This window comes from Sulfitobacter sp. HI0129, from assembly GCF_001635395.1.
Lineage (GTDB): Bacteria > Pseudomonadota > Alphaproteobacteria > Rhodobacterales > Rhodobacteraceae > Sulfitobacter.
Genome location: NZ_LWGH01001048.1, coordinates 1 through 413, shown reverse-complemented (window position 1 = coordinate 413; position 413 = coordinate 1). Strand labels below are relative to the sequence as shown.

The 413-nt window shown below is 65.1% G+C and carries 1 protein-coding gene; it reads left to right on the top strand.

Going from position 1 to position 413, the window contains the following annotated elements; translation table 11 throughout:
• The coding region (locus A3764_RS22445; protein WP_201722499.1) for a proline dehydrogenase family protein at positions 1 to 413 on the top strand (413 nt) is incomplete at both ends.

The window sequence follows — 413 nt, the reverse complement described above, 5'->3', positions numbered from 1 at the left end:
CAGAGGCACGACCGGCGCATCATGGTGCGGCTGGTGAAGGGCGCCTACTGGGACACGGAGATCAAGCGCGCGCAGGTCGAGGGGGTGGATGGCTTCCCCGTCTTCACCCAGAAGGCGGCGACGGATGTCTCCTACATCGCGAACGCGCGCAAGCTGCTGGACATGACGGACCGCATCTATCCGCAGTTCGCCACCCACAACGCCCATACGGTGGCCGCGGTGCTGCACATGGCCGAGGACCCCGAAAGCTTTGAATTCCAGCGGCTGCATGGCATGGGCGAGACGCTGCACAATATCGTGATGAAGCAGAACGGCACGCGCTGCCGGATCTATGCGCCGGTGGGCGCGCATCGCGACCTGCTGGCCTACCTCGTGCGGCGGCTGCTGGAAAACGGCGCCAACTCCAGCTTCGT